This window comes from Rhodococcus sp. PAE-6 (assembly GCF_025290685.1).
GTDB classification, from domain to species: domain Bacteria; phylum Actinomycetota; class Actinomycetes; order Mycobacteriales; family Mycobacteriaceae; genus Rhodococcus; species Rhodococcus pyridinivorans.
Genome location: NZ_JAOCLZ010000095.1, coordinates 1 through 492, shown reverse-complemented (window position 1 = coordinate 492; position 492 = coordinate 1). Strand labels below are relative to the sequence as shown.

Here is a 492-nt window from a genome sequence, read left to right as displayed (position 1 = left end):
CGAGAGGACCGGGACGGACGAACCTCTGGTGTGCCAGTTGTCCCGCCAGGGGCATGGCTGGTTGGCTACGTTCGGAAAGGATAACCGCTGAAAGCATCTAAGCGGGAAGCCTGTTCCAAGATGAGGTTTCTCACCCCCTCGAGGGGGTAAGGCCCCCGGCAGACCACCGGGTTGATAGGCCGGAACTGGAAGCCCAGCAATGGGTGGAGGTGACCGGTACTAATAGGCCGAGGACTTACCACGAAGATGTTACGCGTCCACTGTGCGGTATCTGAAACAACACACACAGATCCGAAAATCCTGCAGCAGCAGGTGATTCGAGGAATCTGCGTGGACTATTGTTTCATAGAGTTACGGCGGTCATAGCGACAGGGAAACGCCCGGTCCCATTCCGAACCCGGAAGCTAAGCCTGTCTGCGCCGATGGTACTGCACTCGACAGGGTGTGGGAGAGTAGGACACCGCCGAACACCCGTTCCGAAAGGGGACCCAC

General features: G+C 58.3%; 2 rRNA genes. Both read left to right on the top strand.

From position 1 onward, the window contains the following. A 23S ribosomal RNA gene (locus NVV99_RS26380) occupies positions 1-243 on the top strand; the annotation flags it as partial. 109 nt (positions 244-352) lie between these two features. Next, positions 353-469: ribosomal RNA gene (gene rrf, locus NVV99_RS26375) — 5S ribosomal RNA — on the top strand. Positions 470-492: the final 23 nt, after the last annotated feature.